Origin of the sequence: Paracoccus sp. TRP (genome assembly GCF_000185925.1) — a bacterium.
Lineage (GTDB): Bacteria > Pseudomonadota > Alphaproteobacteria > Rhodobacterales > Rhodobacteraceae > Paracoccus > Paracoccus kondratievae.
The window spans coordinates 51981-76260 of record NZ_AEPN01000012.1 but is presented as its reverse complement, the minus strand read 5'-3'; the positions used below and the strand labels follow the sequence as shown (position 1 = coordinate 76260).

General features: G+C 62.3%; 24 protein-coding genes. 13 read left to right on the top strand and 11 right to left on the bottom strand.

From position 1 onward, the window contains the following. Window positions 1–9 precede the first annotated feature (9 nt). Both PARACOCCUSGL_RS0109430 and PARACOCCUSGL_RS0109425 read left to right on the top strand, forming a co-directional pair. On the top strand, window positions 10–783 hold the full coding sequence (locus tag PARACOCCUSGL_RS0109430) for an amino acid ABC transporter ATP-binding protein (protein WP_029371931.1): 774 nt from the start codon (window positions 10–12) through the stop codon (window positions 781–783). A 162-nt stretch (window positions 784–945) separates the two neighbouring features. After that, window positions 946–1794 (top strand): calcium-binding protein, encoded by an 849-nt coding sequence (locus PARACOCCUSGL_RS0109425; RefSeq protein ID WP_050804180.1) that lies wholly within the window; start codon window positions 946–948, stop codon window positions 1792–1794. 82 nt (window positions 1795–1876) lie between these two features. Here PARACOCCUSGL_RS0109425 and PARACOCCUSGL_RS0109420 read toward each other — a convergent pair whose 3' ends face one another. Then, a complete protein-coding gene (locus tag PARACOCCUSGL_RS0109420; RefSeq protein ID WP_010395655.1) occupies window positions 1877–2737 on the bottom strand; it encodes a D-amino-acid transaminase in 861 nt (286 codons plus the stop codon). Window positions 2738–2903: 166 nt separating this feature from the next. On the opposite strand from PARACOCCUSGL_RS0109420, the gene PARACOCCUSGL_RS0109415 reads away from it, so the two are divergent. Next, window positions 2904–3860 (top strand): L-malyl-CoA/beta-methylmalyl-CoA lyase, encoded by a 957-nt coding sequence (locus PARACOCCUSGL_RS0109415; protein ID WP_010395653.1) that lies wholly within the window; start codon window positions 2904–2906, stop codon window positions 3858–3860. 138 nt (window positions 3861–3998) lie between these two features. On the opposite strand, the gene PARACOCCUSGL_RS0109410 is transcribed toward PARACOCCUSGL_RS0109415, so the two are convergent. From PARACOCCUSGL_RS0109410 to PARACOCCUSGL_RS0109390, 5 genes are read right to left on the bottom strand one after another with little or no spacing between them, the layout of a single operon-like run. Continuing rightward, a complete protein-coding gene (locus tag PARACOCCUSGL_RS0109410) occupies window positions 3999–4271 on the bottom strand; it encodes a hypothetical protein (RefSeq protein ID WP_010395652.1) in 273 nt (90 codons plus the stop codon). 43 nt (window positions 4272–4314) lie between these two features. Beyond that, window positions 4315–5937: an ABC transporter ATP-binding protein gene (locus tag PARACOCCUSGL_RS20445; RefSeq protein WP_010395650.1), complete on the bottom strand. Its 1623-nt coding sequence runs from the start codon at window positions 5935–5937 to the stop codon at window positions 4315–4317. Beyond that, the gene (locus PARACOCCUSGL_RS0109400) at window positions 5934–6746 is read right to left on the bottom strand and encodes an ABC transporter permease (protein ID WP_010395647.1); all 813 of its coding nucleotides are present in this window, start codon (window positions 6744–6746) and stop codon (window positions 5934–5936) included. The genes PARACOCCUSGL_RS20445 and PARACOCCUSGL_RS0109400 overlap by 4 nt, the downstream gene beginning before the upstream one ends. After that, a complete protein-coding gene (locus PARACOCCUSGL_RS0109395) occupies window positions 6743–7681 on the bottom strand; it encodes an ABC transporter permease (protein WP_010395644.1) in 939 nt (312 codons plus the stop codon). Before PARACOCCUSGL_RS0109395 ends, PARACOCCUSGL_RS0109400 begins: the two co-directional genes overlap by 4 nt. 57 nt (window positions 7682–7738) lie before the next feature. Further along, window positions 7739–9373: an MFS transporter gene (locus tag PARACOCCUSGL_RS0109390; RefSeq protein WP_010395641.1), complete on the bottom strand. Its 1635-nt coding sequence runs from the start codon at window positions 9371–9373 to the stop codon at window positions 7739–7741. A 252-nt stretch (window positions 9374–9625) separates the two neighbouring features. Here PARACOCCUSGL_RS0109390 and PARACOCCUSGL_RS0109385 point away from each other — a divergent pair, with 252 nt between their 5' ends. Then, on the top strand, window positions 9626–10927 hold the full coding sequence (locus PARACOCCUSGL_RS0109385) for a D-amino acid dehydrogenase (protein WP_010395639.1): 1302 nt from the start codon (window positions 9626–9628) through the stop codon (window positions 10925–10927). An 82-nt stretch (window positions 10928–11009) separates the two neighbouring features. Here PARACOCCUSGL_RS0109385 and PARACOCCUSGL_RS0109380 read toward each other — a convergent pair whose 3' ends face one another. Further along, complete coding sequence (locus tag PARACOCCUSGL_RS0109380) at window positions 11010–11264, bottom strand: GlsB/YeaQ/YmgE family stress response membrane protein (protein ID WP_010395637.1); 255 nt, start codon at window positions 11262–11264, stop codon at window positions 11010–11012. Between the two features lie 314 nt (window positions 11265–11578). Here PARACOCCUSGL_RS0109380 and PARACOCCUSGL_RS0109375 point away from each other — a divergent pair, with 314 nt between their 5' ends. The 3 genes from PARACOCCUSGL_RS0109375 (at window position 11579) to PARACOCCUSGL_RS0109365 (ending at window position 13855) form a co-directional block, all read left to right on the top strand. After that, window positions 11579–12325 carry a L,D-transpeptidase gene (locus PARACOCCUSGL_RS0109375; RefSeq protein ID WP_010395634.1) on the top strand — a complete coding sequence of 249 codons (747 nt, stop codon included), beginning with the start codon at window positions 11579–11581 and terminating at the stop codon, window positions 12323–12325. 123 nt (window positions 12326–12448) lie between these two features. Then, window positions 12449–12874: a hypothetical protein gene (locus PARACOCCUSGL_RS0109370; protein WP_010395632.1), complete on the top strand. Its 426-nt coding sequence runs from the start codon at window positions 12449–12451 to the stop codon at window positions 12872–12874. Window positions 12875–12943: 69 nt separating this feature from the next. After that, window positions 12944–13855: a lytic transglycosylase domain-containing protein gene (locus PARACOCCUSGL_RS0109365; RefSeq protein WP_010395628.1), complete on the top strand. Its 912-nt coding sequence runs from the start codon at window positions 12944–12946 to the stop codon at window positions 13853–13855. Window positions 13856–13908: 53 nt separating this feature from the next. On the opposite strand, the gene PARACOCCUSGL_RS0109360 is transcribed toward PARACOCCUSGL_RS0109365, so the two are convergent. The 3 genes from PARACOCCUSGL_RS0109360 to serB form a co-directional block, all read right to left on the bottom strand. Further along, complete coding sequence (locus tag PARACOCCUSGL_RS0109360; protein ID WP_010395624.1) at window positions 13909–15378, bottom strand: ABC transporter substrate-binding protein; 1470 nt, start codon at window positions 15376–15378, stop codon at window positions 13909–13911. Between the two features lie 56 nt (window positions 15379–15434). Further along, window positions 15435–16127 (bottom strand): phosphatidylcholine/phosphatidylserine synthase, encoded by a 693-nt coding sequence (locus tag PARACOCCUSGL_RS0109355; protein WP_029371927.1) that lies wholly within the window; start codon window positions 16125–16127, stop codon window positions 15435–15437. Window positions 16128–16221: 94 nt separating this feature from the next. After that, entirely contained in the window at window positions 16222–17097 is an 876-nt protein-coding gene (serB, locus tag PARACOCCUSGL_RS0109350) for a phosphoserine phosphatase SerB (RefSeq protein ID WP_010395620.1), read from the bottom strand. A 192-nt stretch (window positions 17098–17289) separates the two neighbouring features. On the opposite strand from serB, the gene PARACOCCUSGL_RS0109345 reads away from it, so the two are divergent. From PARACOCCUSGL_RS0109345 to hspQ, 6 genes are all read left to right on the top strand, one after another. Further along, a complete protein-coding gene (locus tag PARACOCCUSGL_RS0109345; protein ID WP_010395618.1) occupies window positions 17290–18444 on the top strand; it encodes a phosphoserine transaminase in 1155 nt (384 codons plus the stop codon). A 114-nt stretch (window positions 18445–18558) separates the two neighbouring features. After that, entirely contained in the window at window positions 18559–20148 is a 1590-nt protein-coding gene (gene serA, locus PARACOCCUSGL_RS0109340; protein ID WP_010395617.1) for a phosphoglycerate dehydrogenase, read from the top strand. Window positions 20149–20200: 52 nt separating this feature from the next. Further along, a complete protein-coding gene (locus PARACOCCUSGL_RS0109335) occupies window positions 20201–20947 on the top strand; it encodes a metallophosphoesterase (protein ID WP_010395615.1) in 747 nt (248 codons plus the stop codon). Window positions 20948–21072: 125 nt separating this feature from the next. Then, the gene (locus PARACOCCUSGL_RS0109330) at window positions 21073–22701 is read left to right on the top strand and encodes a Na/Pi cotransporter family protein (RefSeq protein WP_029371924.1); all 1629 of its coding nucleotides are present in this window, start codon (window positions 21073–21075) and stop codon (window positions 22699–22701) included. A 113-nt stretch (window positions 22702–22814) separates the two neighbouring features. Continuing rightward, window positions 22815–23276 (top strand): CreA family protein, encoded by a 462-nt coding sequence (locus tag PARACOCCUSGL_RS0109325; RefSeq protein ID WP_010395610.1) that lies wholly within the window; start codon window positions 22815–22817, stop codon window positions 23274–23276. Between the two features lie 145 nt (window positions 23277–23421). Further along, the gene (gene hspQ / locus PARACOCCUSGL_RS0109320; protein ID WP_010395606.1) at window positions 23422–23754 is read left to right on the top strand and encodes a heat shock protein HspQ; all 333 of its coding nucleotides are present in this window, start codon (window positions 23422–23424) and stop codon (window positions 23752–23754) included. Between the two features lie 6 nt (window positions 23755–23760). Here the strand turns inward: hspQ and PARACOCCUSGL_RS0109315 are convergent, their stop codons facing one another. After that, window positions 23761–24252: an ATP-binding protein gene (locus tag PARACOCCUSGL_RS0109315; RefSeq protein WP_227493373.1), complete on the bottom strand. Its 492-nt coding sequence runs from the start codon at window positions 24250–24252 to the stop codon at window positions 23761–23763. Window positions 24253–24280 lie beyond the last annotated feature (28 nt).

Sequence of the window (24280 nt, the reverse complement as noted above, 5' to 3'; positions counted from 1 at the left end):
AGGCCAACCATGACTGCACAAACCAACGCAGCCCCCGCGATGACCGGCGAAACCGCCATCGAAATCGCCAAGCTCAACAAGTGGTACGGCACTTTTCACGTCCTGCGCGATATCGATCTGGTCGTCAGCCGGGGTGAGCGTATCGTCATTGCCGGCCCCTCGGGGTCCGGCAAGTCGACGCTGATCCGCTGTATCAACCGTCTGGAAGAGCATCAGGCCGGCAAGATCATCGTCGATGGGACCGAGCTGACACATGACCTCAAGAACATCGACAAGGTGCGTTCGGAAGTCGGAATGGTGTTTCAGCACTTCAATCTCTTTCCGCATCTGACCATTCTTGAGAACTGCACGCTTGCCCCGATCTGGGTGCGTAAGATTCCCAAGCGCGAGGCCGAAGAGATCGCCATGCATTTCCTGACCAAGGTCAGGATCCCCGATCAGGCCCACAAATACCCCGGTCAGCTTTCCGGCGGGCAGCAACAGCGGGTAGCGATCGCGCGTGCGCTATGCATGCGGCCCAAGATCATGCTTTTTGACGAGCCGACCTCGGCCCTGGATCCCGAGATGATCAAGGAGGTGCTCGATACCATGATCGAGCTTGCCGAAGAGGGCATGACCATGCTGTGCGTTACCCATGAAATGGGCTTTGCGCAGGCAGTGGCGCATCGGGTGATCTTTATGGATCAGGGGCAGATCGTCGAGCAGAACACTCCCAAGGAGTTCTTCAATAACCCCCGCTCTGAGCGGACCAAACTGTTCCTTTCCCAGATTCTGGGGCATTGAGCTGCGCGGTCGCAGGGGAACTTCGCGTTCCCCGTCCGCCGCCGGTGCGGCGGCCTCCCCTTGCTGGATATTTGCCCACGGAAGACATCGCAGGAATGCGGGCAGTTGCGGGGCAGGGCGGGGCCGGTCTATCTTGCCGCCGACCGCTTCGGAGATTTCGCGATGAATGAGACCATTTTTCTGGTGCTCGGCCTTCTTGGCCTTGCCGGCATCGGCTCGCTGGTGTCGAGCAATGACGACGACCATCCGCCGGAGGGTCCCTCGGATGATCCCCGGCTGTATCCCGACAAGCTGATCGAGGGTGATGGTGAGGATAATGAGATGACCGGCACCGACGGCGATGACGGCATCCTGAGCTATGACGGCGATGACAGGGTCAATGGCGGTGCGGGTAATGATCTGATCGGCACCGGCGCAGGCAATGACACCGTGATTGCCGATGCGGGCGATGACGAAATATACTTGGGCAAAGACGATGATCTTTACGGTGCCTACAACCCCGGCGTGGATGAAGGGAACGACACCATCGACGGCGCCTCGGGCAACGACACCATCATCACCAACCTCGGCAATCATTCGATCACCGGCGGCGATGGTGATGATCGTATCGAGGATCATGGTGGTTCGGTCTTTATCGACGGCGAGGATGGCGATGACCTGATTCTGTCGCCCGATGCATCGGACCCCGAGCGGCCGGATACGTTGCTGGGTGGGGATGGCAATGACACCATTCATGCAGGCGCCGGCGATATCGTCGATGGTGGCAGCGGCGCGGATGAGCTGGTGCTGCGCAGCGATATCGGTGGCGAGGCGGATATCCGTTATGGCAGCGCCGATACCATCACTGTCACGCTGGCAGAGGATTACGAAGGCGAAGGTCGCTATGAGCTGGTTCAGGATGGCTCGGACGTTCGCCTGCTGCTTGATGGCGAACCGATCGCCGTGCTGCGCGATACGGAAGTGCGCGACGTAAGGGACATCAGCGTGGTCCGGGAGACCTCTTCGCGCTAAGGCAGCGGTTCAGGTTCTGGCAAGCAAGAGGCGCGGGGTTGGTCCCCGCGCCTTGTTCGTTCAGGTGGTTCTGATCCGGGCTTCAGACTGCGGATTTGCGCGATTCTTCCAGATAGAGTTCGCGCAGGCGGGTTGCCACCGGGCCGGGCTTGCCCGCGCCGAGTGTGACGCCATCGACCTCTACCACCGGCATCACGAAAGCCGATGCCGAGGTGAAGAAAGCCTCATCGGCTGCCTGTGCCTCTGCGATGGTGAAGGGGCGTTCCTCGATCTGCATCTGCGCTTCGGCTGCGTAGCGCAGCAGCGAACTGCGGGTGATGCCGTGCAGGATGTCGGTCGAAAGCTGGCGGGTGATGATCTTGCCGTCCTTGACGATATAGGTGTTGTTTGAGGTGCCCTCGGTCACGAAGCCATCCTCGACCAGCCAGGCGTCATCGACGCCCTTGGCCTTGGCCTCCATCTTGGCCATCGAGGGGTAAAGCAGCTGCACCGTCTTGATGTCGCGGCGGCTCCAGCGCAGGTCGGGCAGCGAGATCACCCGCACACCGGTTTTCGCCTGCGGATTGTCCGCAAGGCCGGGTTTGGACTGGGTGAACATGACGACGGTTTGCGGCGTCTCCTCGGGCGGATAGGCAAAATCGCGGTCACCGGGGTTGCCACGGGTCACTTGCAGATAGACCATGCCCTCGGTCACCTCATTGCGGGCGACGAGCTGGCGATGCGCCTCAAGCCATTCCTCTTCGCTAAGGGGGTTACCCATCCCAAGCTCGGCCAGTGATCGGGTCAGCCGCGCCATGTGACCGGCAAACTCTAAAATCTTGCCGTCCAGCACACTCGTCACTTCATAGACGCCGTCACCCATCAGGAAACCCCGGTCGAAGATCGAGACCTTGGCTTCGGTTTCCGGCAGATAGTCGCCATTCAGATAGACGGTGCGGGTCATGTCGTTTCTCCTGTCCCAGAGGCTTGCAGCGCGGTCCTGCGCCTAAAGCGGCGAGGCGTCAAGACGCTGGGTTTTTCGCAGATGCAGAATCAGCTTGATGCTGGCGCAGCAATTATCTATCACATCGGTGGCGCTGATTGAAACATCCTTACCTGAAAGGCAAGATATGTCCTTCCGCACGCAACCCGCTCCGCCCGCACGTCTGAACCGCTGCCAGCTTTTCGGTCCCGGCTCACGCGAGGCGCTGTTTGAAAAGATGGCGGGATCGGCCGCCGATGTCATCAACCTTGACCTTGAGGATTCGGTTGCGCCCGACGACAAAGAGCAGGCGCGCAAAAATGTGATTGCGGCGATTGGCGATATCAATTGGGGCAACAAGACTCTGTCGGTTCGCATTAACGGTCTGGATACACCCTGGTGGTATCGTGACGTGGTCGATTTGCTTGAGCAGGCCGGAGAGCGGCTGGACCAGATCATGATCCCCAAGGTCGGCAATGCCGCCGATATCTATGCCGTCGATGCCTTGGTCACCGCTGTCGAGGCGGCCAAGGGCCGCTCAAGGCGCATTGCGCTGGAAGTGATCATCGAATCTGCTGCCGGCATCGCCCATGTCGAAGAGATCGCCGCCTCAAGCCCCCGGCTGCAGGCGATGAGCCTTGGCGCGGCAGATTTTGCCGCCAGCATGGGCATGGCCACGACCGGGATCGGCGGCACGCAGGAAAACTATTACATGCTGCATGAGGGCGCCAAATACTGGGCCGATCCGTGGCATTGGGCGCAGACCGCGATTGTCGCCGCCTGCCGCACCCATGGCGTGCTGCCGGTCGATGGACCGTTTGGCGATTTCAGCGATGATGAGGGCTTTCGCGCTCAGGCCCGGCGTTCAGCCACTTTGGGCATGGTCGGAAAATGGGCGATCCATCCCAAGCAGGTGGCGCTGGCGAATGAGATCTTTTCGCCTGGCGAAAAGGCCGTGACTGAGGCGCGCGAGATCCTTGCCGCGATGGAAGAGGCCAAGCGTAGCGGGGCCGGCGCGACGGTATACAAAGGTCGACTGGTTGACATCGCGTCCATCCGTCAGGCACAAGTGATTGTGCGTCAGGCAGAGTTGATCAGCGCCTGAGCAGATCAGTTACCTGAGGCGGCTACGCGGGGAGGCTGGCCGCCACAACAGGGGAGGAGCAACAGGCCCTGCCAGCGCGGGGCCTGTTGTTTTTGGAAAACCGCGGGCCGTTCCGGTCGTAATGAATTTTCTGTGATTTCAGATGGTTGCAAATTCGGCAACGGCCGGGGCACTGCCACTGGCGCGATCCTGACCCTTTTGCGCATCATTCACCGCAGGCCGGGACTGCACGGCCGTGGCGTCAGAGCTGTGCTGCGTCAGCGGATCAGGGGTGCGGTTGCGGGCCGACCAATCGGGAATAGGTGATTCGGGCATGGCGGGGGGCAAAGCGCCGGTGCCGCCCTGCAGGGCCGTGGGCCCGTCAGCCTTGCTGCCGCTGGCCGGGACGGTTGTGCCGTGATCTTCGCGCATGGGTTGTGGTCTTTGGTTGCGTTCAGCTTTGGGAGTGCTGCAGCTATGGTTCCGGAAAAGAAAGTGCAACCCCGTTGACCTGTTCGTGAACGCTCCACCCGTCGGGGATCTGCGGCGTCGCGGCAAGCAGACTGGCGGTATAGGGATGTTCGGGCGTTTCCAGCACCGCATGGGTGGGGCCGGATTCGACGATGCGGCCCTTTTCCATGATCATCACCCGGTCGGTGATCCGGCGCACGACCGAAAGGTCATGGCTGATAAACAGGTAGGACAGGCCATGGCTGACCCGCAGCTGGGCCAGAAGGTCCAAAACCTGCGCGCGCACCCGGACATCAAGCGCGCTGACCGCCTCGTCCAGAACGATCAGCCTGGGCTTGATGATCAGGGCCCGGGCGATGGCGATACGCTGGCGCTGGCCGCCGGAAAATTCGTGGATATGGCGGCGCATGGCATCCCCAGCGATGCCGACCTCGAACAGCGCCTCGGCCACCTGTTCGCGCCAGTCGCGGGGGCGGCCGGTCAGGTGAAACGGTTCGGCCACAAGCTGTTCGACTGTCCAGCGCGGATCGAAACTGCCGAATGGGTCCTGAAAGACAACCTGCATCCCGGCGCGCAGATTGGGCGGCATGGCGTGACCGGCGCGGATCTCTTGTCCTTCAAGCAGGATGCGACCGCCCTGCAGCCGGTCGAGGCCTAGGATCGCCCGCGTCAGCGTTGATTTCCCGCAGCCTGACTCGCCGACCAGTCCAACCGACTCTCCGGCGTCGATGTGAAAGCTGACGCCGTCCACCGCCCGCAGGCTGTCGCGCCTGCCGGTCAGGCCGCGACGGGGCAGGGGGTACTCGCGCACCGCGCCCTCGACCTGCAACAGCGGGCGGGGCTGGTCCGATGGCAGCACCAGCCGCGGCTGATGGGTCGAGGCGGCAAACAGCGCGCGGGTATAGGGATGGAGCTGCTGGCGAAAGACTTGCTCGGTCGGCCCCTCTTCGACGATGACGCCGTGCTGCATCACCGCAACGCGATCCGCGACCCCTGCAACCACGGCCAGGTCATGGGTAATGAGCAAAAGCGCCATCCCCTCGTCGCGCACCAGCTCTTTCAGCAGGTCAAGGATCTTGGCTTGTGTGGTCACGTCCAGCGCGGTCGTCGGCTCATCCGCGATCAGCAGTTCCGGGCGCAGGGCGATGGCAAGGGCGATGGCGACGCGCTGGCGCTGACCGCCCGATAGTTCATGCGGGTAAAGCGTCAGCGGAAAGCGCGGGGCGGTCAGGCCGACGCGATCCAGCCGGTCGCGGGCACGCAGCAGCGCCGTTTTGCGGTCCAGACCCTCATGGATGCGCAGCACCTCGGCCACCTGATCGCCGATGGTCATCAGCGGGTTCAGCGCCGTCATCGGCTCTTGAAAGATCATGCCGATGCGCTTGCCCCGGATGCGGCACAGCTCGCGTTCGGGCAGGTCAAGCAGGTTCAGCCCGTCAAGCCCGATCCGGCCCTCGGCGCGCATCCCCTCGGGCAACAGGCCCATGATCGCCAGCGCCGCCATGGATTTGCCCGAGCCGCTTTCGCCGACCAGCCCGGTGATCTCGCCCGGCGGCAGGCGCAGGCTGATCCCGTGCAGGATGTCATGAGTGCCGATGCTGATGGCAAGCTTGCTGGTCTCGATCATGGCGACCTGCGCAATCTGGGATCCAGAGCGTCCCGTAACCCGTCCCCAAGCAGGTTCAGCCCCAGTACGGTCACCACGATGGCAAGGCCGGGGATCACGGCGACATGCGGGGCCAGCGCGACCATGGTCTGGGCCTCGGCCAGCATCCGGCCCCAGCTTGGCGTCGGAGGCTGCGCGCCAAGGCCGACATAGGACAGGCCTGCCTCGGCCAGGATGCCCAGGCTGAACTGGATGGTGCCCTGCACGATCAGCAGGCTGGCGACATTCGGCAGGATATGTTGCAGGCTGATCCGCGTGCGGCCCTTGCCCGCGACCTGCGCTGCCCGGACATAGTCCAGCGTCCACAGCGGCAGGGCGGCCCCGCGCGTGACCCGGGCAAAGACCGGGATGTTGAATATTCCGATGGCGATGATCGCATTCGTCGCCGACGGCCCCAGCGCCGCGGTGATCAGGATGGCGATGACGAGGCTTGGAAAGGCAAAGACAAGGTCATTGCCGCGCATGATCGTTTCGTCCAGCCAACTGCCACTGCGGGCGGCGGCGACAAGGCCCAAAGGCACGCCAAAGCCCATACCGATCCCCACCGCCACCAGCGCGACAGCAATCGAGGTGCGCGCACCGACCATGATCATCGACAGCATGTCGCGGCCAAAGTGGTCGGTGCCAAACCAGTGTTCGGCCGAGGGTGGCAGCAGCTTTTGCGCAATCGCCAGCTGGGTCACATCCGCGGGCGTCCAAAAGAATGAGACCGCCGCCGCGACCAGCGCCAGCCCCGAAAGCAGCGCCCCAAGGATCAGCGATACCCTCATCTGCGCAGCCTCGGATCGACGGCCGCGTAGGACAGATCGACCAGAAAATTGACAAGGATGACAGCTGCGACCAGCACCAGCACCGCGCCCTGCACGACGATCAGATCGCGCTGGGTGATGGCCTGAAAGATCAGGCGGCCAAGCCCCGGCAGGTAAAAGACGTTTTCGATGATGATCGCTCCGGCCAGCAGGAACGAAAACTGCATGCCAAGGATGGTCAGTACCGGAATCAGCGCATTGCGCAGCGCGTGGCGGCGCAGGGCCCGACCCGCGCTCAGCCCCTTGGCGCGTGCAGTGCGGATATAGTCCTGTCCCAGCGTCTCGATCAGGGCCGAGCGCAGCACCCGCGCAAGGATCGCGGCCTGCGGCAGGGCCAGCGCCACAGCGGGCAGGATCAGCGATTTCAGCGCCGCACCGGGATGATCCCAGCCCGGGAAACCGCCAGCCGGCAAAAGGCGCAGGTTCACCGCAAAAACCAGCACCAACAGCATGGCGAACCAGAAATTGGGCAGTGCGATCCCGACCTGTGTCGCGCCCATCACCACCGTATCGCCCACCCGCCCGCGGCGTCCGGCAGCGAACATGCCGATGGGCAGGGCAATCAGCGTCGATAGCGCCAGCGCCATCAGCGCCAGCGGCAGCGAGACCTGCATCCGGTCAAGGATCATCCCTGCGACCGGGGTCTTGTAAGTGAAGCTATGACCCAGATCACCGCCCAGAATACCGCCGAGCCAGTGCAGGTAGCGCAGGGGCAGCGGCAGATCCAGGCCCATCTGCTGGCGCAGCGTGGCCACCGTTTCGGGCTGGGCGCCCGTGCCCAGCATAAAGCTGGCGGGGTCCCCGGGCACCAAAGCGACCACCGAAAAAATCAGCGCCGAGGCCACGAGCAGGCTCAGGCCAAGCGATATCAGGCGGCGGATCAGATAGCGCAGCATGTGAAAACGCTAGTGCGGCGCGCGGCTTGGGTAAAGCCGGTAAACTCACCTATACGCTCAGGGTACCTCGATCTTGCCGATCAGCGGCATATCGTCGTCCAGACTGACGGTGTGACGCTCGATCATGCGGTGGACAAGCGGAGGCTCGCTGCCGCGGTGCAGTTTGTGCAGGTCCTGATAGGTCTCGAAATCCGCTTTGGTGCGGCGCAGGTTGTGGCGGATATATTCATCCCAGGTGGCGATGTGATAGCTTTCGGTCCAGCGCTCGGGGTGTTCAAGATCGCGCAGCAGTGCCCAGTTCCGTGCCCCGTCGCGGCGACGGATATTGCGGCGCAGCGCCATCAGGCGCAGGAATTCGGGCACGTCTTTCTGGTCAATCTCGTAATCCACCATGACCATGATCGGGCCCGAACGGCTGCGTAGATCCACGGCCAGTTCAGGTTCGCGAAAGCGGTTTACCGGGTCCAGATCCAGCGTGCCGAATTCAGGGATGCGCAGCCAATGCCCCAGAATTGCGCCCAGAAACAGCGGGACCGAGGCCGCGATCAGTGCCGTGTTCACGTCATAGCTGTTGGCGACCGCGCCCCAGATCCAGCTGCCCGCAGCCATGCCGCCAAAGACCGCCGTCTGGTACAGCGCCAGTGCCCGTGCCACCACCCAGCGCGGCGTCGACAGCTGGACCGTCACATTAAAAAGCGACAGCGCCAGCACCCAGCTTGCCCCCGCGGGCAGCATCGCCAGCACATGCAGCCATGTGCTTTCCGTCAGCGCCAGCAGCAGGGCTGAGCCGCCAAAGGCGGCAAAGGCCAGCCGGATGACATTTTCATTGTCCAGCCGTTCGCGCACACGCGGGTTGATCAGCGCCCCGCAGATCGCGCCCAGTCCGAAACAGCCAAGCAGCAGGCCAAAAAGCAGCGAACCTCCGGCCGGGTTCTGTTTGGCGACCACCGGCAATAGCGCCATGATCACGATGGCCGAAAAACCGAACAGTGCCCCACGCGACAGCACGCGCACCAGATTGGGCGACAGCGCCACATAGCGCAGCCCCGCGCCCACCGCCGCGACAAAGGGCTCGGGCGTTGTGGTGCGGGGTGGGGTGACCGGATGCCAGCGCAAAAGCGTGCCAAGCAAAGGCACATAGCTGATCGCGTTCACCGCGAAGGTAACCGCTGCGCCAAAGGCGGCGGTGATGATCCCGCCCACTGCCGGGCCGACGCTGCGCATCAGGTTAAAGCCGACCGAGTTCAGCGACACCGCCGCCGGCAGGTCTTCGCGCGGGACCAGATCCTGCATGCTTGCCTGCCACGGCGGGTTATAGATCGCCTGTCCGACCCCGATCAGAAAGGTCAGGGACAAAAGGATCAGCGGCGTCATCCAACCCTGCCATGTCAGCACCGCGAGCATGACCGAGACCAGCGCCATGAACGTCTGCGCCCCCAAAAGCAGGGTGCGGCGGTCAAAAATATCGGCAAGCGCCCCCGAAAGCAGCGCAAACAGCATGATCGGCAGGGTGTTTGACGCCTGCACCAGTGCGATCAGCGTTGCCGAATCGGTTAGCTGGGTCATCATCCAGGCGGCACCAACCGCCTGAACCAGCCCTCCAAAGTTGGAAATCAGCGTGGCCGACCAGAGCAGCCGGAAATCGCGGTGACGGAACGGGGCAAAGGGGCTCTTGCGGGCAGGGGCTGGCATGATCCTGAAAACCTGGGACGGCGTCTCCAACCTTAGGCAGAGGTCGTGCCAGTCGCAATCCGCCCCCGGGCGATTCTTGCCGCCCTGGCGCGATTGTCCGGCGATTCCGGAAAATAATCGAATAATCTTCGATTGAAATCGCATATTGCGCATTAGTATTGTCGTTTATCCGTAAATTTGTGATGGAATCGGGATTTCATTTCCATCCGCTTGGATATCCTTGGCCCAACTCGGATTTGGGGGTGCGCGAAGATGAAGGTCATCGTTCTTGGGGCGGGCGTGCTGGGGGTCACTTCGGCATGGTATCTGGCCAAGGCAGGTCATGAGGTCACCGTGATCGACCGGCAGCCGGGACCGGCGCTGGAAACCAGCTTTGCCAATGCGGGAGAGATTTCGCCGGGCTATTCCTCGCCCTGGGCCGCGCCGGGCATCCCGCTGAAGGCGCTGAAATGGATGTTCCAGCGCCATGCGCCCCTGGTTATTCAGCCCCGGCTGGACTGGCAGCGCCTGTCGTGGATGGCGCGGATGCTGGCGAATTGCACCTCTTCGGCCTATGCCATCAACAAAAGTCGTATGGTCCGGCTGGCCGAATATAGCCGCGACTGCCTGGTTGAGCTGCGGGCCGAGACGGGCATCCGTTATGATGAGCGTACTCAGGGTACGTTGCAGGTCTTTCGCAAGCAGCAACAGCTGGATGCGGCGGGCAAGGATATCGAGGTGCTCAAGGCCGACGGGGTTCCCTTTGAGCTTTTGGACCGCGCAGGCTGCGTTGCTGCCGAGCCGGGGCTGGCCAAGGCCGCTGATGAGATCGTCGGCGGGCTGCGCCTGCCGGGGGATGAGACGGGGGATTGCTTCCTGTTCACCAACCGGCTGGCCGAGATGGCGGCCGAGGCGGGCGTCAAGTTCATGTGGGGCGTCAATATCGAGTCGCTCGAAGCCGGGGTTGGCCGCATCAGCGCCGTGCGCACCGATAAAGGCCGCCTGACCGCAGATCGCTATGTGCTAGCCATGGGTCCCCATTCGCCGCAGATGGTGCGGCATCTGGGCCTGCGCCTGCCGATCTATCCGCTGAAGGGTTATTCGCTGACCATTGATATCAGCGATGAAAGCCGGGCTCCGGTTTCGACCGTGATGGACGAGACTTACAAGGTTGCGATCACCCGGCTTGGCGACCGCATCCGCGTCGGTGGCCTGGCCGAGATCGCAGGTTATGACCTTAGCCTGAACCCGCGCCGCAAAGAGACGCTGGCGAAATCGGTGAATGAGCTGTTCGGTGGGGCGGGTGATACCGATAAGGCGCTGTTCTGGACCGGGCTGCGGCCGATGACGCCAGATGGGACGCCGATTGTCGGTGCGACCCCGATCCCGAACCTATACCTCAATACCGGGCATGGCACGCTGGGCTGGACCATGTCGGCGGGGTCGGGGCGGCTGATTGCCGACCTGATCTCGGGGCGCAAACCGGACATCGCGGCCGAGGATCTGGGCTATGCGCGCTATCTGCGCGGCGGTCGTGCGGCGGGCCAACCCACGCTGCAGCCTGCCGAAGCCTGATCCGTCAGCAATTTCCAGAATGGAAACGAAAGGGATCGTATACGATCCCTTTCGTCGTTCTGAGGCCGGGTTGATTCTGAGGTCAGGCCCTTTTGATCAGCCGCAGCACCACCAGCAGGATGACTGCGCCGATTGTGGCCGAGACAATTGTGCCAAGGGTTGAGCCCGAAGTGCCAAGGCCGATGGTCGGAAACAGCCAGCCGGCGATTACGGCGCCAAGGATACCAACAACAATATTCATCAGCAGGCCCTGCCCATGGCCTTTGACGATCAGACCGGCAAGCCAGCCGGCAATCGCGCCGATGATCAGGGTGATAAGCAGTGCGGACAGGGTCATGTGAATGCGCCTCCTTCGCGATTTGCGGCTCTTGGCCGATGTGGCGGGAAACGTTTCCCCGCGGCTGCGGGTTCCCTTGCAGCGTGAATTGCTACGATCAGGTGATGAGAATCGCGCGATTTGGCAACAGTTCGGTAACGACTGCGGTGGTTCGGGCCTGCCGAGGCTTGACGCGGCAAAGCGGTCAGTCTGATACGGTGGGTAGAAATACCCCGTGTCCGCCCTCTGCTCGGGTAGGGCACGCGGCCCGACGCAATGTCACAGCTGCCACGACCGCGCTGGATTGGCGCGGCGCGTTACGAAGGGAAACATTGATGCGCTTTGCACCGCTCATTCTGGCGATGGGTCTTGGCCTTGCCGCCTGTGCGCCTACCCCCCAGACTCCGGCCCAGCCGCCCACCGCTGATCAGGGCGTTTATGGCGCGCGGGTCGATACGGGCCCGAATGGCCAGCCGATCGAGATTCACGCCGTCCGCCCCGCCTACCTGACCGAGCGGAACCGGCGCCAGCGCGTTCCCTATAACGGCCCCGATGCGCCCGGGACGATCGTTGTCGATCCCTATGCGCGGTTCCTTTACTATGTGCTCGATAACGGCGAGGCGATGCGTTACGGCGTGGCCGTCGGTCAGGCCGGTAAGAACTTTCAGGGTTCGGCCACCATCGGGCGCAAGCACGCCTGGCCCAGCTGGACGCCCACCGCGAACATGGTCCGCACCCAGCCCGAGCTTTACGGCCCGCTGAAGGGTGGCCTGCCGGGCGGCGTCGACAACCCGCTGGGATCGCGCGCGCTGTATCTGTATCAGGGCGGGCGTGACACCATGTACCGTATCCACGGCACGATGGACCCGTCCTCGATCGGCAAGGCGACTTCGGCAGGCTGCATCCGCCTGTTCAACCAGGACATCATGGACCTGTTTGAAAACGTGCCGAACGGAACCCGCGTCAAGGTCCGCACCCGCGCTGAAAGCCTTGCGCTGGAAGGCCCGCTGGTCGAGTTGCCGAACGGTTATCTTGCCCCGGCGGGCGAGGTCCAGACCGCGGCGGCCCAGCCTGCGCAATAATCGTCCGATCCTTTCGGACTGATCCTGCCCCGGCCCGTCGTGGCCGGGGCATTCTTTTTCTGGTCTCTGCCGACGAGGCGTGGCAGGTTCTGGCCATCAATTGCCTGAAACGGAGCGATTTTCATGGTTACCCCCGCCGAACCGACCTTGGCAGATGTCCTGAGTGATCTGGATGGGCTTGTTGCCCGGACCGAACCAGCGGCCCTGCGCCAGTTGGACAAGGCTGCGCTGAACAGGCTGCACCGCGACCTGCGCCGGATGCGCGATGAAAGCGAGGCGCTGCGCAAGGCTTTGCTGCTGGCGACCTCCAATGCCTCGACCGAAAAGCGTCGCCGCAAGGCCGAGCAGGGTGATGAGGCTGGGCAGGGGACCGATAAGGCCGAACGCCGGCTCATCAAGCAAGCCGAAAAGAAAACCGCCAAAGAGTCTGACAAGGCTGCGCGCAAGTCGGCGAAATCCGCCGCATCTGCCGCTGATACTTCAGCCAAGGAAAAGGCCCCCGCGAAAGCCGCAGACAAGCCAAAGGCCGACAAGAAGGTTGACGGATGAGCGCAGGCACGGTTTTCAACCCGTGCCCGGATTGCTATCTGGGCCAAGCCTGATCTGTCCGAGACCCCTATGCGCCGCCTGATCCTGGCCCTTGCCACTGTTCTGACCGCGACCGCCGCCCCAGCTTATGAGGCGGTGGATGCGATTCTGGGTCTGCCTGCGCCGCGCCTGTCTGAAAAGCTGCGCTGCACCAATGACGGGAAGTCCTGCATTTCGCTGGCAAGCTATGTCCCTGATGTTTGCGCCGCTATCGAGCGTGAGGCGGGCAAGAACGGGCTGGATCCGCATTTCTTTGCGCGCCTGCTGTGGAAGGAAAGCCTGTTCGAGCATGGCGCGATCAGCCCGGTCGGCGCCATGGGAATTGCGCAGTTCATGCCTGGCACGGCCGATATGGTTGGGCTCGACGATCCCTTTAACCCGGCCAAGGCTATCGAGGCCTCAGCCCGTTATCTGGCCAGTTTGACCACCAGTTTCGGCAATGTCGGTCTGGCCGCTGTTGCCTATAACGGCGGCGAGAACCGGGCGGCGCGTTTCGTTGCCCAAGGCGGTAACCTGCCGTGGGAGACGCAGGATTACGTTCAGGCGATCACCGGCCAGACGGCCACGGCCTGGCGCGAGAACCCACCTGAAAAGCTGGACGTGCGGCTGGATAAAGAGCGGCCCTTTCGTCAGGCCTGCATAGATCTGGCCGGCAAGCGCAAGCTACGCGAGTTCCAGACCCCCGATCATCCCTGGCCGTGGGGTGTGATCGTTGCCACCCACCCAAGCCGCGCGGGGGTCAGCAATCAGGTTGCGCGTCTGAACCGGCAACTGCGCCCGATTCTTGGCGGCAAGCGGGTCAGCTATGTGCTGCGCCGCATTTCGGGTGGGCCGCGCAAGGTGTACACGGCGCAGATCGGCTATTCCTCCAAATCCGAGGCCTATGCTTTTTGCACCCGCCTGCGCGGCCTTGGTGGGCGCTGTCTGGTGCTGAAGAACTGAAAAACGCCGCTTTGGACGGCGTTTTCCAGGGCTTGCCAGCTGGAGCCGGGGGGTTATTCCTTCCACCGCACCTGGGTCAGGTCATTTGCCGGCATAGGAGAGTTGTCCCACAGCCCTTCGATTTCGGCCTTGGCGACGCCGGTCTTGGCAAGCTGGAACAGGAAGGCGTTGGCATAATCCCCCGCCAAAATCTCTTGCGCCTGTTTCAGCAGTGCCGAACGCTCTGCCGGGTCGGTGGTGGCGTCAAGACGAGCCATCACCTCATCAAAGCCTGCGTTGGTGTAGTTGAAATAATAGTCCTTGCGGCCATAGATGCCGATATCCATCGGCTCGACATGGCTGATGATGGTCAGATCGTAATCGGCATTCTTGAAAACCTGCTCAAGCCACTGCGCCCATTCCATATTGGTGATCTGGGTCTGAATACCGACGGCGCGCAGCTCTGCCGCGACGATCTCGCCGCCCCGGCGGGCATAGGGGGTTGGGGGCAGGGCAAGGCGCAGGGTCAGATCCCCGGTGCCAGCCTCGGCCAGCAGCTTTTTCGACTGTTCGGGATCGTATTGCGATTTCGCTGTCAGATCGACGTAATCGGGGTGATGCGGCGCGAAATGCGTGCCGATGGGGGTGCCATAGCCGAACATCGCACCGTCGATGATCTCCTGGCGGTTGATCGCATGGGCGATAGCCTGACGCACCCGGATATCGGCCAGGGCGGGGTTTTTGTGGTTCATGGCCAGAATGGTTTCGCCCTCGGTCGTGCCTGTGAGGATGCGAAAGCGCGGGTCCGCCTCAAGCTGAGACAGTGTCTCGGGCGCAGGATAGATCGGAAAGGCGTCGATATCCCCGGCCATCAGCGCGGCAAAGGCGGCGGTCGGATCGCCGATAAAGCGGAAGGTGGCGGATTTAAGCGCCGGTTTTTGCCCCCAATAGCCGTCAAAGGCGTCCAGTCGCACATGATCGCCCTGTTTCCATTCGCCAAAGCGAAAGGGGCCGGTGCCGACCGGTTGGGTGGCGATGTCCTTGATGCTGGCCTCATCCACCATCACCGCATCGCCCCAGGCCATCTTGAAAGGAAAGCCGCCATCGGGGGATTTCAGCGTGACGCGGACGGTCAGAGGGTCAACGGCCTCGACCGTCTCGATCCCCTCGAACAGGACCTTCTGGGCGTTGGTGCTGTCGTCAGCCCGGGCGCGGTCCAGCGAAAAGATCACGTCCTGCGCGTCAAAGGCGCTGCCGTCGTGAAAGGTCACACCCGGGCGCAGGTGAAAGGTGTAGGTCTTGCCGTCAGAGCTGTCCCAGCTTTCGGCAAGGCTGGGCTGGACGCTGCCGTCCGGGGCGATGCGGGTCAGCCCCTCGAAGACATTGGCATAGACAACTTCGTCGATCGCGGCCGCTGCACCCCCGGTGGGGTCAAGATTCGGCGGCTCCAGCACCATGCCCAATGTGATCGAATCGGGTGCTGCCAGTGCTGGCGTGCACAGCATTGCCGCCGCTGCTGCGGCCAGCTTGAATCTTGCGAACATCCTGCTCCCCTTCGGCTATCCTTAGCCTGGCACCTTCCGGGGAAAATGGCCTTTGATCAAGTCCGCCGCTCAGTCAGTTGCTGGGCCAGCCCGGCGAACATCAGCCACAGCGAACTAAGCAGCAGGCCCCAGCGGGCAAAACTGTCGGGGTGAAAATCGACCAGAACCGCCCAGACTGCAAAGACGACCCAGGCAACGGTGACGGGCAGAGATACCAGCCGCCAGCGTTTGGTTCGTACCGGGTGGATGAATTTTACGTTGGTGAACATGGTCACGGTCAGCGCCACCACGATGGCCAGGATGACCCAGAAATTCGGCTTGAGCGCGAAAAGCACCAGCACGACCATGTTCCAGCAGGCGGGAAAGCCGGCAAAGGAATTGTCCCGGGTTTTCATCCGCGTGTCAGCGAAATAAATCACACTGCCATAGGTGATCGCGATGATGGCAATCCAGCCGGTCCAGCCGGGCAAAAGCCCCGACATGAACAGCGCATAGGCCGGGATGAACACATAGGTCAGGTAGTCGATGATTAGGTCCATCAACACGCCGTCATAGGTCGGCCAGTTGATTTTGACCTGATAACGCCGCGCCAGGGGGCCGTCGACGCCATCGACGATCAGCGCGATGACCAGCCAGAAGAACATCTGCGACCAGTCGCCACGAACGGCGGCCAGCAGCGCAAGCATCGACAGAACCGCTCCGGTAGCGGTCAGAAGATGCACGGTCAAAGCTTTAAGGCGCGGAGTCATTTTCTGCTTCTGTCACCGAACGGTCATGGCCGCAAGTTCGCTTGAGGCCGGAATTTGCTCTTTGGAGCAAGAAGATGCGACAAATTTGACATTTCTAGCCGACAAATTCTTCGGCCGCGTAGCCTTGCAGATATAAAAGCGCGGTCAGATCGCCGTGGTTGATTCGCAAGCCGACCTGCGCTGCGACCGCCGGTTTGGCATGCAGCGCGACCCCCATGCCAGCCAGTTCCAGCATGCCGAGGTCGTTCGCGCCGTCGCCGACCGCCAGCACATCGGCGGCCGAAAGGCCGCGGGCGGCGGTGATATCGTTCAGCGCCTCGACCTTGGCTTCTCGTCCAAGGATCGGCAGGGTGACTTGTCCGGTCAGGACACCGCCTTCGGCCAAAAGGGTGTTGGCGCGATGCTCGTCAAAGCCAAGTGTGCGTGCAATCGGGCCAGTGAAATCGGTGAACCCGCCCGAGACGAGCGCGGTATAGGCGCCCTGCGCGCGCATGGTTGCAACCAGTTCGCGTCCCCCCGGAGCAAGGGTGATGCGCGTATCGAGCACCTCGCGGATCGCGGTTTCGGGCAGGCCGGCCAGCAGACCGACCCGGGCCAGCAGTGCCTCGTGAAAGTTCAGCTCGCCGTTCATGGCGCGGGCGGTGATGGCTGCGACACGTTCGCCTGCTCCGGCGACCGCGGCGAGTTCGTCGATGCATTCCTGCTGGATCATCGTCGAATCCATATCGGCCAGCAGCACCGCCTTGCGCCGGCCCTGGGTCGGCTGGATCGCGATATCAAAGCCCCGGGCCTGAAGCTGTTCCCACACCTGCCAGAAATCTACGGGCTCGGCCGGCAGCGGGAATTCGGCGGCGATGCCGGCAGCCAGCCAGATCACATGGCCGCCGTTCCAGGCGCTGCACAGCTCATCGACCAGCGAGGGGGAGAGGTCCGCCCGGCTGGGCGCGGCAAGAAGGGTGACGGTGAACATAAGGGCCCCCGGGGCGGTTGTTTGCGGCAGCACTAGCCAATGCGCTGCGGGGGATCAATCGTCGGAATCGTGCCGCCAAACTGTCGCAAACATTGCTTGCAAATTTTCCTTGCGAGAATCCCGGCCGGGTAGTAGAGCCGTTCGCGGGACACGCCGCCCCAACGCGGCGCTTATAGCTGGAAGGCTAACATCATGAGCAAGACTGCTCCGGCCGCGCGGCCGGCCAATCCGCGCTTTTCTTCGGGCCCCTGCGCCAAGATCCCCCATTATTCGCTGGACATGCTTGCCGACGCCCCCTTGGGCCGGTCGCACCGCGCAGCTATCGGTAAGGCCAAGCTGGCCGAGGCCATCGACCTGACCCGCGAGATTCTGGGCGTGCCGGCCGATTACCGTATCGGCATCGTGCCTGCCTCGGACACCGGCGCGGTCGAGATGGCGCTGTGGTCGCTTCTGGGCGCACGCAAGGTCGAGATGCTGGCCTGGGAAAGCTTTGGCGAAGGCTGGGTGACCGACGTGGTCAAGCAGCTGAAGCTGGATGCAGTGGTGCGCAAGGCTGATTACGGTAAGATCGTCGATTTCGCCGAAGTCGACTTCAACAATGATGTTGTCTTTACCTGGAACGGCACGACCTCGGGCGTGCGGGTGCCGAATGGCGATGCGATTCCGGCAAACCGCGACGGGCTGACCATCTGTGACGCGACCTCGGCTGCATTCGCGATGGATCTGCCCTTTGACAAGCTGGATGTGGTGACCTTTAGCTGGCAGAAAGTTCTGGGCGGCGAGGGTGCGCATGGTGTGCTGATCCTGAGCCCGCGCGCTGTCGAGCGGCTGGAAAGCTATACCCCCGCATGGCCGCTGCCCAAGATTTTCCGCATGACCAAGGGCGGAAAGCTGATCGAGGGCATCTTTAAGGGCGAGACCATCAACACGCCGTCGATGCTGTGCGTCGAGGATTATCTGGTGGCGCTGAAATGGGCCAAGTCGCTTGGCGGCCGCAAGGCGCTGATCGCCCGGGCCGAGGCCAATGCACAGGCCGTGCGCGATTTCATCGCCGATAAGGATTGGATCGCTGATCTGGCCGAGGACCCGGCGACGGCCTCGACCACTTCGGTCTGCCTGAAATTTACCGATCCGCGCATCAGGGATGGCGCAGCTTTTGCCAAGGCCGTTGCCAAGCGATTGGAGAAAGAGGGCGTGGCGCTGGACGCCGGCGCCTATCGCGATGCACCTCCCGGTTTGCGGATCTGGTGCGGCTCGACCGTTGAGACCTCGGATGTCGCGGCGCTGATGCCTTGGATCGAATATGCCTTTGAGGCCGAGATCGAGGCGCAGGCCGAGGCTGCCTGAGCGATCTGCCGGACCGGGGCGCTGCCCCGGACCCCGGGATATTTATTCACGAAAGAAACACTCGCGCGGGGGGCGTTTTCCCGCGCCGGCCCTGTATATCCAGAGGATAGAGAAATGCCCAAGGTTCTTGTTTCGGACAAGCTTTCGGAAACCGCCGTGCAGATTTTCCGTGATCGCGGCGTTGAAGTCGATTATCTGCCCGACGTCGGCAAGGATAAAGACAAGCTGGCTGAGATCATCGGTGAATATGACGGTCTGGCCATTCGCTCGGCCACCAAGGTGACGGCGAAGCTGCTGGAAAATGCCACTCGTCTGAAGGTGATCGGCCGTGCCGGTATCGGGGTGGACAATGTCGATATTCCGGCTGCCTCGAAAAAAGGTGTGATCGTGATGAACACGCCTTTTGGCAACTCGGTCACCACCGCCGAACATGCCATTGCGCTGATGTTCGCCGTTGCCCGTCAATTGCCCGAGGCCAGCGTTTCGACCCATGAGGGCAAGTGGGAGAAAAACCGCTTTATGGGTGTCGAGGTCTTTAACAAGACGCTGGGCGTCATCGGGGCGGGAAACATCGGCTCGATCGTCATTGACCGCGCGTTGGGGCTGAAGATGAAGGTCCTGGCCTATGACCCCTTCCTGTCGGAAGATCGCGCCAAGGAGCTGGGCGTCAAGAAGGTCGAGCTGGACGAACTGCTGGCCAAGGCTGATTTCATTACGCTGCATGTGCCCCTGACCGACAAGACCCGCAACATTCTGTCGCGCGAGAATCTGGAGAAGACCAGGAAGGGGGTGCGCATCGTCAACGCTGCCCGTGGTGGGCTGATTGATGAGAGGGCGCTGGCCGATCTGCTGAAATCGGGCCATGTGGCCGGGGCTGCGCTTGATGTATTTGCGACCGAGCCTGCGACCGAAAGCCCGCTGTTCGGGTTGCCGAACGTCGTGGTGACGCCGCATCTGGGCGCCTCGACCACCGAGGCGCAAGAGAATGTCGCCCTGCAAGTCGCTGAGCAGATGTCGGATTATCTGCTGACCGGCGCGGTGCAGAATGCGCTGAACATGCCCTCGGTCACTGCCGAAGAGGCGGCGGTGATGGGGCCGTGGCTGAAGCTTGCAGGCCATCTGGGAGCTTTTATCGGCCAGATGACCGACGAGCCGATCAAGGCGATCAATGTGCTTTATGACGGCGTGACCTCGGAGATGAACCTTAAGGCGCTGAACGCTTCGGTGATTGCCGGGGTGATGAAGGCGACCAACCCGGATGTGAACATGGTCTCGGCCCCGGTCATGGCGGCTGAGCGCGGGGTGCAGGTGGCGACCACCACCCAGGCCAAGTCGGGTGTCTTTGACGGTTACATCAAGGCAACCGTGGTTACCGACACGCGTGAACGCTCGATCGCGGGCACGGTGTTCAGCGACGGCAAACCGCGCTTTATCCAGATCCGTGGCATCAATGTCGACGCAGAAATCGGGCAATACATGCTTTACACCCGCAACAAGGACGTCCCGGGTGTGATCGGGGCGCTGGGGGCGACGCTGGGTGATCTGGGCGTCAACATCGCCAACTTTACCCTTGGTCGTACCAAGGCTGGCGATGATGCAATCGCGATCCTTTACCTTGACGAAGCTCTGAAGCCTGAAGCGTTGGAGGCCTTGCGCGCCACCGGAAAGTTCCTGCAGGTCCGGCCAATGTATTTCGAGGTTTGAACCTTTCCAGCCCCCGGACTAGGTTCCGGGGGTTTTCATTTGTGAGGGCGGAATGCGGACCTATGCCATTGGAGACATCCACGGCCATATCGAACTGTTGCGCGCGGCGCATGAGCTGATCGCGCGGGATGATGCCGCGCATGGCGGCGGCGGGACCGTGGTGCATGTCGGCGATCTGCTGGACCGGGGGCCGGATTCGCGGGCGGTGGTCGAACATCTGATGCGGGGGCAGGCCGAGGGGCGGCCATGGATCGTCTTGCGCGGCAATCACGACCGTTTCCTGCCGCGTTTTGCCGTCGAGCCTGGCTGGATTGATCCCGGCCTGAGCTCGGGGCGGCATTGGCTGGACCATGAATCGCTGGGTGCGGCCGAGACGCTGGCCGCCTATGGGGTCGAGATCCGCGATCATGTCCGTACCCACGCCGATGTGCTGCGCGCGGTGCCCAAGGTGCATCTGCGCTGGCTCTCTGCCCTGCCGCTGTGGTACCTGATACCGCAGGCGCTGTTTGTCCATGCCGGCATTCGTCCCGGTGTGGATCTGTCGCAGCAGACCGAGCATGATCTTGTCTGGATCCGCAAAGGCTTTCTGGATGACCCCAGTGACCATGGGGTGCTGGTCGTGCATGGTCACACTCCGGTCGGCAAAGTGACACATTTTGGCAACAGGCTGGCCATTGACACCGGGGCGGCCTATGGTGGCCCGCTCAGTGCCGTCGTTTTTGACGACACGGGCCTGCATCTTCTGACCGAAGGCGGGCGCGAGCCGATTCCGGTGCCTGCAAATGCGGCAGTAATGTGACAACGCTGCGACTGTAGTGTCGGGAAACATTTAACATTCTTGGTATCCGTTGACGCGTGGCGGCAACGGGCCAGATATTTGTAAAAAAGCACGCATCATAATGGTGCGGCAGGAGGTTATCAGTCGTGCAGTCCTTGTCCGTCATGTTTCAGCTGGCCGGTGCGGTGGCGCTGCTGCTCTTTGGGCTGGGGCTGGTGCGCGACGGGATGGTTCGTGCCTTTGGCGTCAAGCTGAAGATGGTGCTGGGCCGGGGCACAAAGAACGGGCCGCGCGCGTTTATTTCGGGTCTGGTTGCGACGCTGGGGCTGCAAAGCTCGACCGCGACGGCTTTGATGACGGCCTCTTTCGCGGATCGCGGCATGATCCAGCCCCGAATGGGCCAGATCGTGCTGCTTGGGGCGAATCTGGGTACGGCGCTGACCGCCTGGATCGTCGCCTCGGGGATTGAGGCGCTGGTGCCGGTGATGCTGCTTGTGGGTTATATCCTGCGCCGGCAGGATCGTCGCTCGCTCTCGGGGGCGGGGTTGGCGCTGATCGGCATTGCGCTGATGCTGCTGTCTCTCGCGCTGCTTAGCCAGGCGACCGAACCCTTGCGTGAATCGGTAGCAATGGCGGCTTTTCTGGCCATGCTGAGCAATGCGTGGCCGGTGGCCCTGGCCATGGCGGCTGGGCTTGCGGTGATCTGCTCATCCTCGCTGGCGGTGGTGATGCTGGTGCTGTCGCTGGGCATGGACCCGGCGCTGACGGTGGTTCTGGTGCTGGGCGCAAACCTTGGCGGTGCGATTCCGCCGGTGCTTGCGACCGTGGGACAGGGGATTGCAGCACGGCGCGTGGCGCTGGGCAACCTGATCGTGCGTGGGGTTGGCTGCATGGTCGCGCTACCTTTGGCTGGGCAGGCGGCGCTGGCGCTGACCGCTATGCCGCTGCCTGAAACAGGGCTGGCGGTTGAGGCGCATCTGGCCTTTAACCTCGTGCTGGCGGCGGTGATCTGGCCCTTTGCCGGGCTGGTGTCGCGCCTGACTGCCAAGCTGGTGCGCGAAGACGAACAGACACCGCCAATCGAAGTTCAGCTGCTGGACGGCAGCGCGCTTGACACACCTGCTGTGGCGCTGGGCCGGGCAAGCCGCGCGGCGCTGGCGATCGGCGATGTGGTCGAGCGGATGTTGCAGCAAGCCCATACCGCGTTTGAGCGCAGCGATGATGCTCCGCTGGCCGAGGTCGCTGTGCTGGAAGAGCGTGTCGACCGCATGCAGCAAGAGATCAAAAGCTTTCTGTCCCGCCTTGGCCGCGATGCTGGTGAGGATGAGCGGCGGCAGGCTATCACCATCCTCGACTATGTCATCAACCTTGAACATGTCGGCGACATTATCGACAAGGGACTGGGTCCCGAGTTGCGCAAGAAAGCGGTGCTGTCTCTGCGTTTTTCGGAGGAGGGCTTCCGCGAGCTCGATGTGCTGTTCCTGATGACCATCGAGAATCTGCGTCTGGCTCAGACCATCTTTATGACCCGTGACCGTGATCTGGCCCGTCAGTTGATGGAAGAAAAGGTCGAGATTCGGCGGCTTGAGCGCATGTCGGCGCAGCGCCATCTGATGCGCTTGCGTGAGGGGCGGGCTGACAGCCAGCAGACCTCTTCGCTGCATCTGGACATTCTGCGCGACCTCAAGCGGGTGAATGCGCATATCACCTCGGTCGCCCATCCGATTCTGGACGAGGCTGATTTGCTGATCGAAAGCCGGCTGAAGAAGGGCTGACGGGCAGGGGTGCGTTGCCTGCGTGCCCGCTGTCAGGGCTGGTTCATAGCCATCTTGCGACAGCCCTCCGTGACCACCATCTTGCATGGCGCGATATTGTTCTGGAGGGTTCGATGAAAACTGGGTTGGCCGCGCTGATGCTCATGGCCGTGCCCGCCTCGGCCGAAGTCGTGGGCGAGGTCGGGGTGGACTGGGTTGGAAACGATATCATTGTCGAAGCCATCGCCGATCCCAAGGTTCAAGGCGTGACCTGCCATCTGGCTTACTTTGAGCGTTCGGTGCTTGACAGGCTAAGCCAGGGAAACTGGTTCGAGGATCCCTCGAACTCGGCCATCGAATGCACGCGCACCGGCCCGGTCCGCATCGGGGACATTCGTCGCGGTCCTGAGGGTGAGGATGTGTTCAGCGCCTCACGTTCGCTGATCTTCAAGGCGCTGCGCGTCAAGCGCATCTATGATGAAGACAATCAGGTGCTGATCTATCTGGCCCATACCGATCAGGTGAAAGAGGGGTCGGCCAAGATGTCGATCTCGACCGTGGCGCTGGAGCCGGGCGAGGCGTTGCCTGCAAAGTAAGTCCAGCCTCTGGCCAAGCCGCGCGGATTTCGGATGAAAGCAGCAAAAATCCGTGTCAAAATTGACCGATACGGATTGTTCATGTCCGACAGGTGGACTCCGGCGCCCCAGGGCTGTATGAGCCGCGCGAAACAGGAATGGTAAGATGCGGATTCCGTCCAAGACCGCGAAATATAATCTGGGCCAGGTGGTCCGCCATCGTGAACATCCCTTCCGCGGGGTGGTCTTTGACGTGGACCCCGAATTCTCAAATACTGAGGAGTGGTATGAGTCCATTCCCGAGGATTCACGTCCGGCCCGCAACCAGCCCTTCTACCATCTTTATGCCGAGACCGAGGCGACCTATTACGTGGCCTATGTCTCAGAGCAGAATCTGGTTCCGGACAATTCCGGGGAGCCACTGGAACATCCTGAAGTGATGGAGATGTTCGGTGAATTTCAGGACGGCCGTTATCCCTTGCAATTCGGGCTGAACTGAAGGGCTTTAGCCCTCATTCGACGCGACTGGCTGCCGGGGCGGTTCGGCTACAGGTACGATAAAGCCTAGGAAATTTCGCCTGCCTTCACGGAAATAGCTCAACGAAGCCGTCAGTTCCTGAATCAAGAACCAGCCAAAACCGCCTTCGGGCAATAAAAGGATTGCATCCAAAGCATCTGCCGGCGCTGAAATCGTGGGCAGGCCGTGAGCCTCCAGACAAGAGGGGGGCAGCGGCCGACCATCATCTGTTACCGCACAGGCTATGCCGCCCACATGTCGAGCGACGCATAGGTGGATCAGCGGTATATGAGGCTGGCCCTGTAACCGCTCAGCTTCGTGTCTGATGCCGTGTTCGCAGATATTGTTCAGCACTTCGGCCAGCGCCAGCTCGACTTTCGAGATGACCTCACTTTCTGCGCAGCCGTCGAACCGCTCACGCAGGAAATGCAGGACCGCGCGCACCGTTGCGGGGTTGGCGCGGAAAATCCGGTGAAACATGGGCTGCCGTCCCGGCGGGGGGCATCGC

Excerpts from the sequence above, each read along its gene's own strand:
- PARACOCCUSGL_RS0109360 (WP_010395624.1), bottom strand. The coding sequence starts at position 15,378 with ATGTTCGCAAGATTCAAGCTGGCCGCAGCAGCGGCGGCAATGCTGTGC.
- PARACOCCUSGL_RS0109420 (WP_010395655.1), bottom strand. The coding sequence starts at position 2,737 with ATGACCCGCACCGTCTATCTGAATGGCGACTATCTGCCGGAAACCGAA.
- PARACOCCUSGL_RS0109390 (WP_010395641.1), bottom strand. The coding sequence starts at position 9,373 with ATGCCAGCCCCTGCCCGCAAGAGCCCCTTTGCCCCGTTCCGTCACCGC.
- PARACOCCUSGL_RS0109355 (WP_029371927.1), bottom strand. The coding sequence starts at position 16,127 with ATGACTCCGCGCCTTAAAGCTTTGACCGTGCATCTTCTGACCGCTACC.
- PARACOCCUSGL_RS0109325 (WP_010395610.1), top strand. The coding sequence starts at position 22,815 with ATGAAAACTGGGTTGGCCGCGCTGATGCTCATGGCCGTGCCCGCCTCG.
- PARACOCCUSGL_RS0109380 (WP_010395637.1), bottom strand. The coding sequence starts at position 11,264 with ATGACCCTGTCCGCACTGCTTATCACCCTGATCATCGGCGCGATTGCC.
- serB (WP_010395620.1), bottom strand. The coding sequence starts at position 17,097 with ATGTTCACCGTCACCCTTCTTGCCGCGCCCAGCCGGGCGGACCTCTCC.
- PARACOCCUSGL_RS0109400 (WP_010395647.1), bottom strand. The coding sequence starts at position 6,746 with ATGAGGGTATCGCTGATCCTTGGGGCGCTGCTTTCGGGGCTGGCGCTG.
- PARACOCCUSGL_RS0109365 (WP_010395628.1), top strand. The coding sequence starts at position 12,944 with ATGCGCCGCCTGATCCTGGCCCTTGCCACTGTTCTGACCGCGACCGCC.
- PARACOCCUSGL_RS0109335 (WP_010395615.1), top strand. The coding sequence starts at position 20,201 with ATGCGGACCTATGCCATTGGAGACATCCACGGCCATATCGAACTGTTG.
- PARACOCCUSGL_RS0109370 (WP_010395632.1), top strand. The coding sequence starts at position 12,449 with ATGGTTACCCCCGCCGAACCGACCTTGGCAGATGTCCTGAGTGATCTG.
- PARACOCCUSGL_RS20445 (WP_010395650.1), bottom strand. The coding sequence starts at position 5,937 with ATGATCGAGACCAGCAAGCTTGCCATCAGCATCGGCACTCATGACATC.
- PARACOCCUSGL_RS0109430 (WP_029371931.1), top strand. The coding sequence starts at position 10 with ATGACTGCACAAACCAACGCAGCCCCCGCGATGACCGGCGAAACCGCC.
- PARACOCCUSGL_RS0109425 (WP_050804180.1), top strand. The coding sequence starts at position 946 with ATGAATGAGACCATTTTTCTGGTGCTCGGCCTTCTTGGCCTTGCCGGC.
- PARACOCCUSGL_RS0109345 (WP_010395618.1), top strand. The coding sequence starts at position 17,290 with ATGAGCAAGACTGCTCCGGCCGCGCGGCCGGCCAATCCGCGCTTTTCT.
- PARACOCCUSGL_RS0109395 (WP_010395644.1), bottom strand. The coding sequence starts at position 7,681 with ATGCTGCGCTATCTGATCCGCCGCCTGATATCGCTTGGCCTGAGCCTG.
- PARACOCCUSGL_RS0109415 (WP_010395653.1), top strand. The coding sequence starts at position 2,904 with ATGTCCTTCCGCACGCAACCCGCTCCGCCCGCACGTCTGAACCGCTGC.
- PARACOCCUSGL_RS0109375 (WP_010395634.1), top strand. The coding sequence starts at position 11,579 with ATGCGCTTTGCACCGCTCATTCTGGCGATGGGTCTTGGCCTTGCCGCC.
- PARACOCCUSGL_RS0109315 (WP_227493373.1), bottom strand. The coding sequence starts at position 24,252 with ATGTTTCACCGGATTTTCCGCGCCAACCCCGCAACGGTGCGCGCGGTC.
- hspQ (WP_010395606.1), top strand. The coding sequence starts at position 23,422 with ATGCGGATTCCGTCCAAGACCGCGAAATATAATCTGGGCCAGGTGGTC.
- PARACOCCUSGL_RS0109410 (WP_010395652.1), bottom strand. The coding sequence starts at position 4,271 with ATGCGCGAAGATCACGGCACAACCGTCCCGGCCAGCGGCAGCAAGGCT.
- PARACOCCUSGL_RS0109385 (WP_010395639.1), top strand. The coding sequence starts at position 9,626 with ATGAAGGTCATCGTTCTTGGGGCGGGCGTGCTGGGGGTCACTTCGGCA.
- serA (WP_010395617.1), top strand. The coding sequence starts at position 18,559 with ATGCCCAAGGTTCTTGTTTCGGACAAGCTTTCGGAAACCGCCGTGCAG.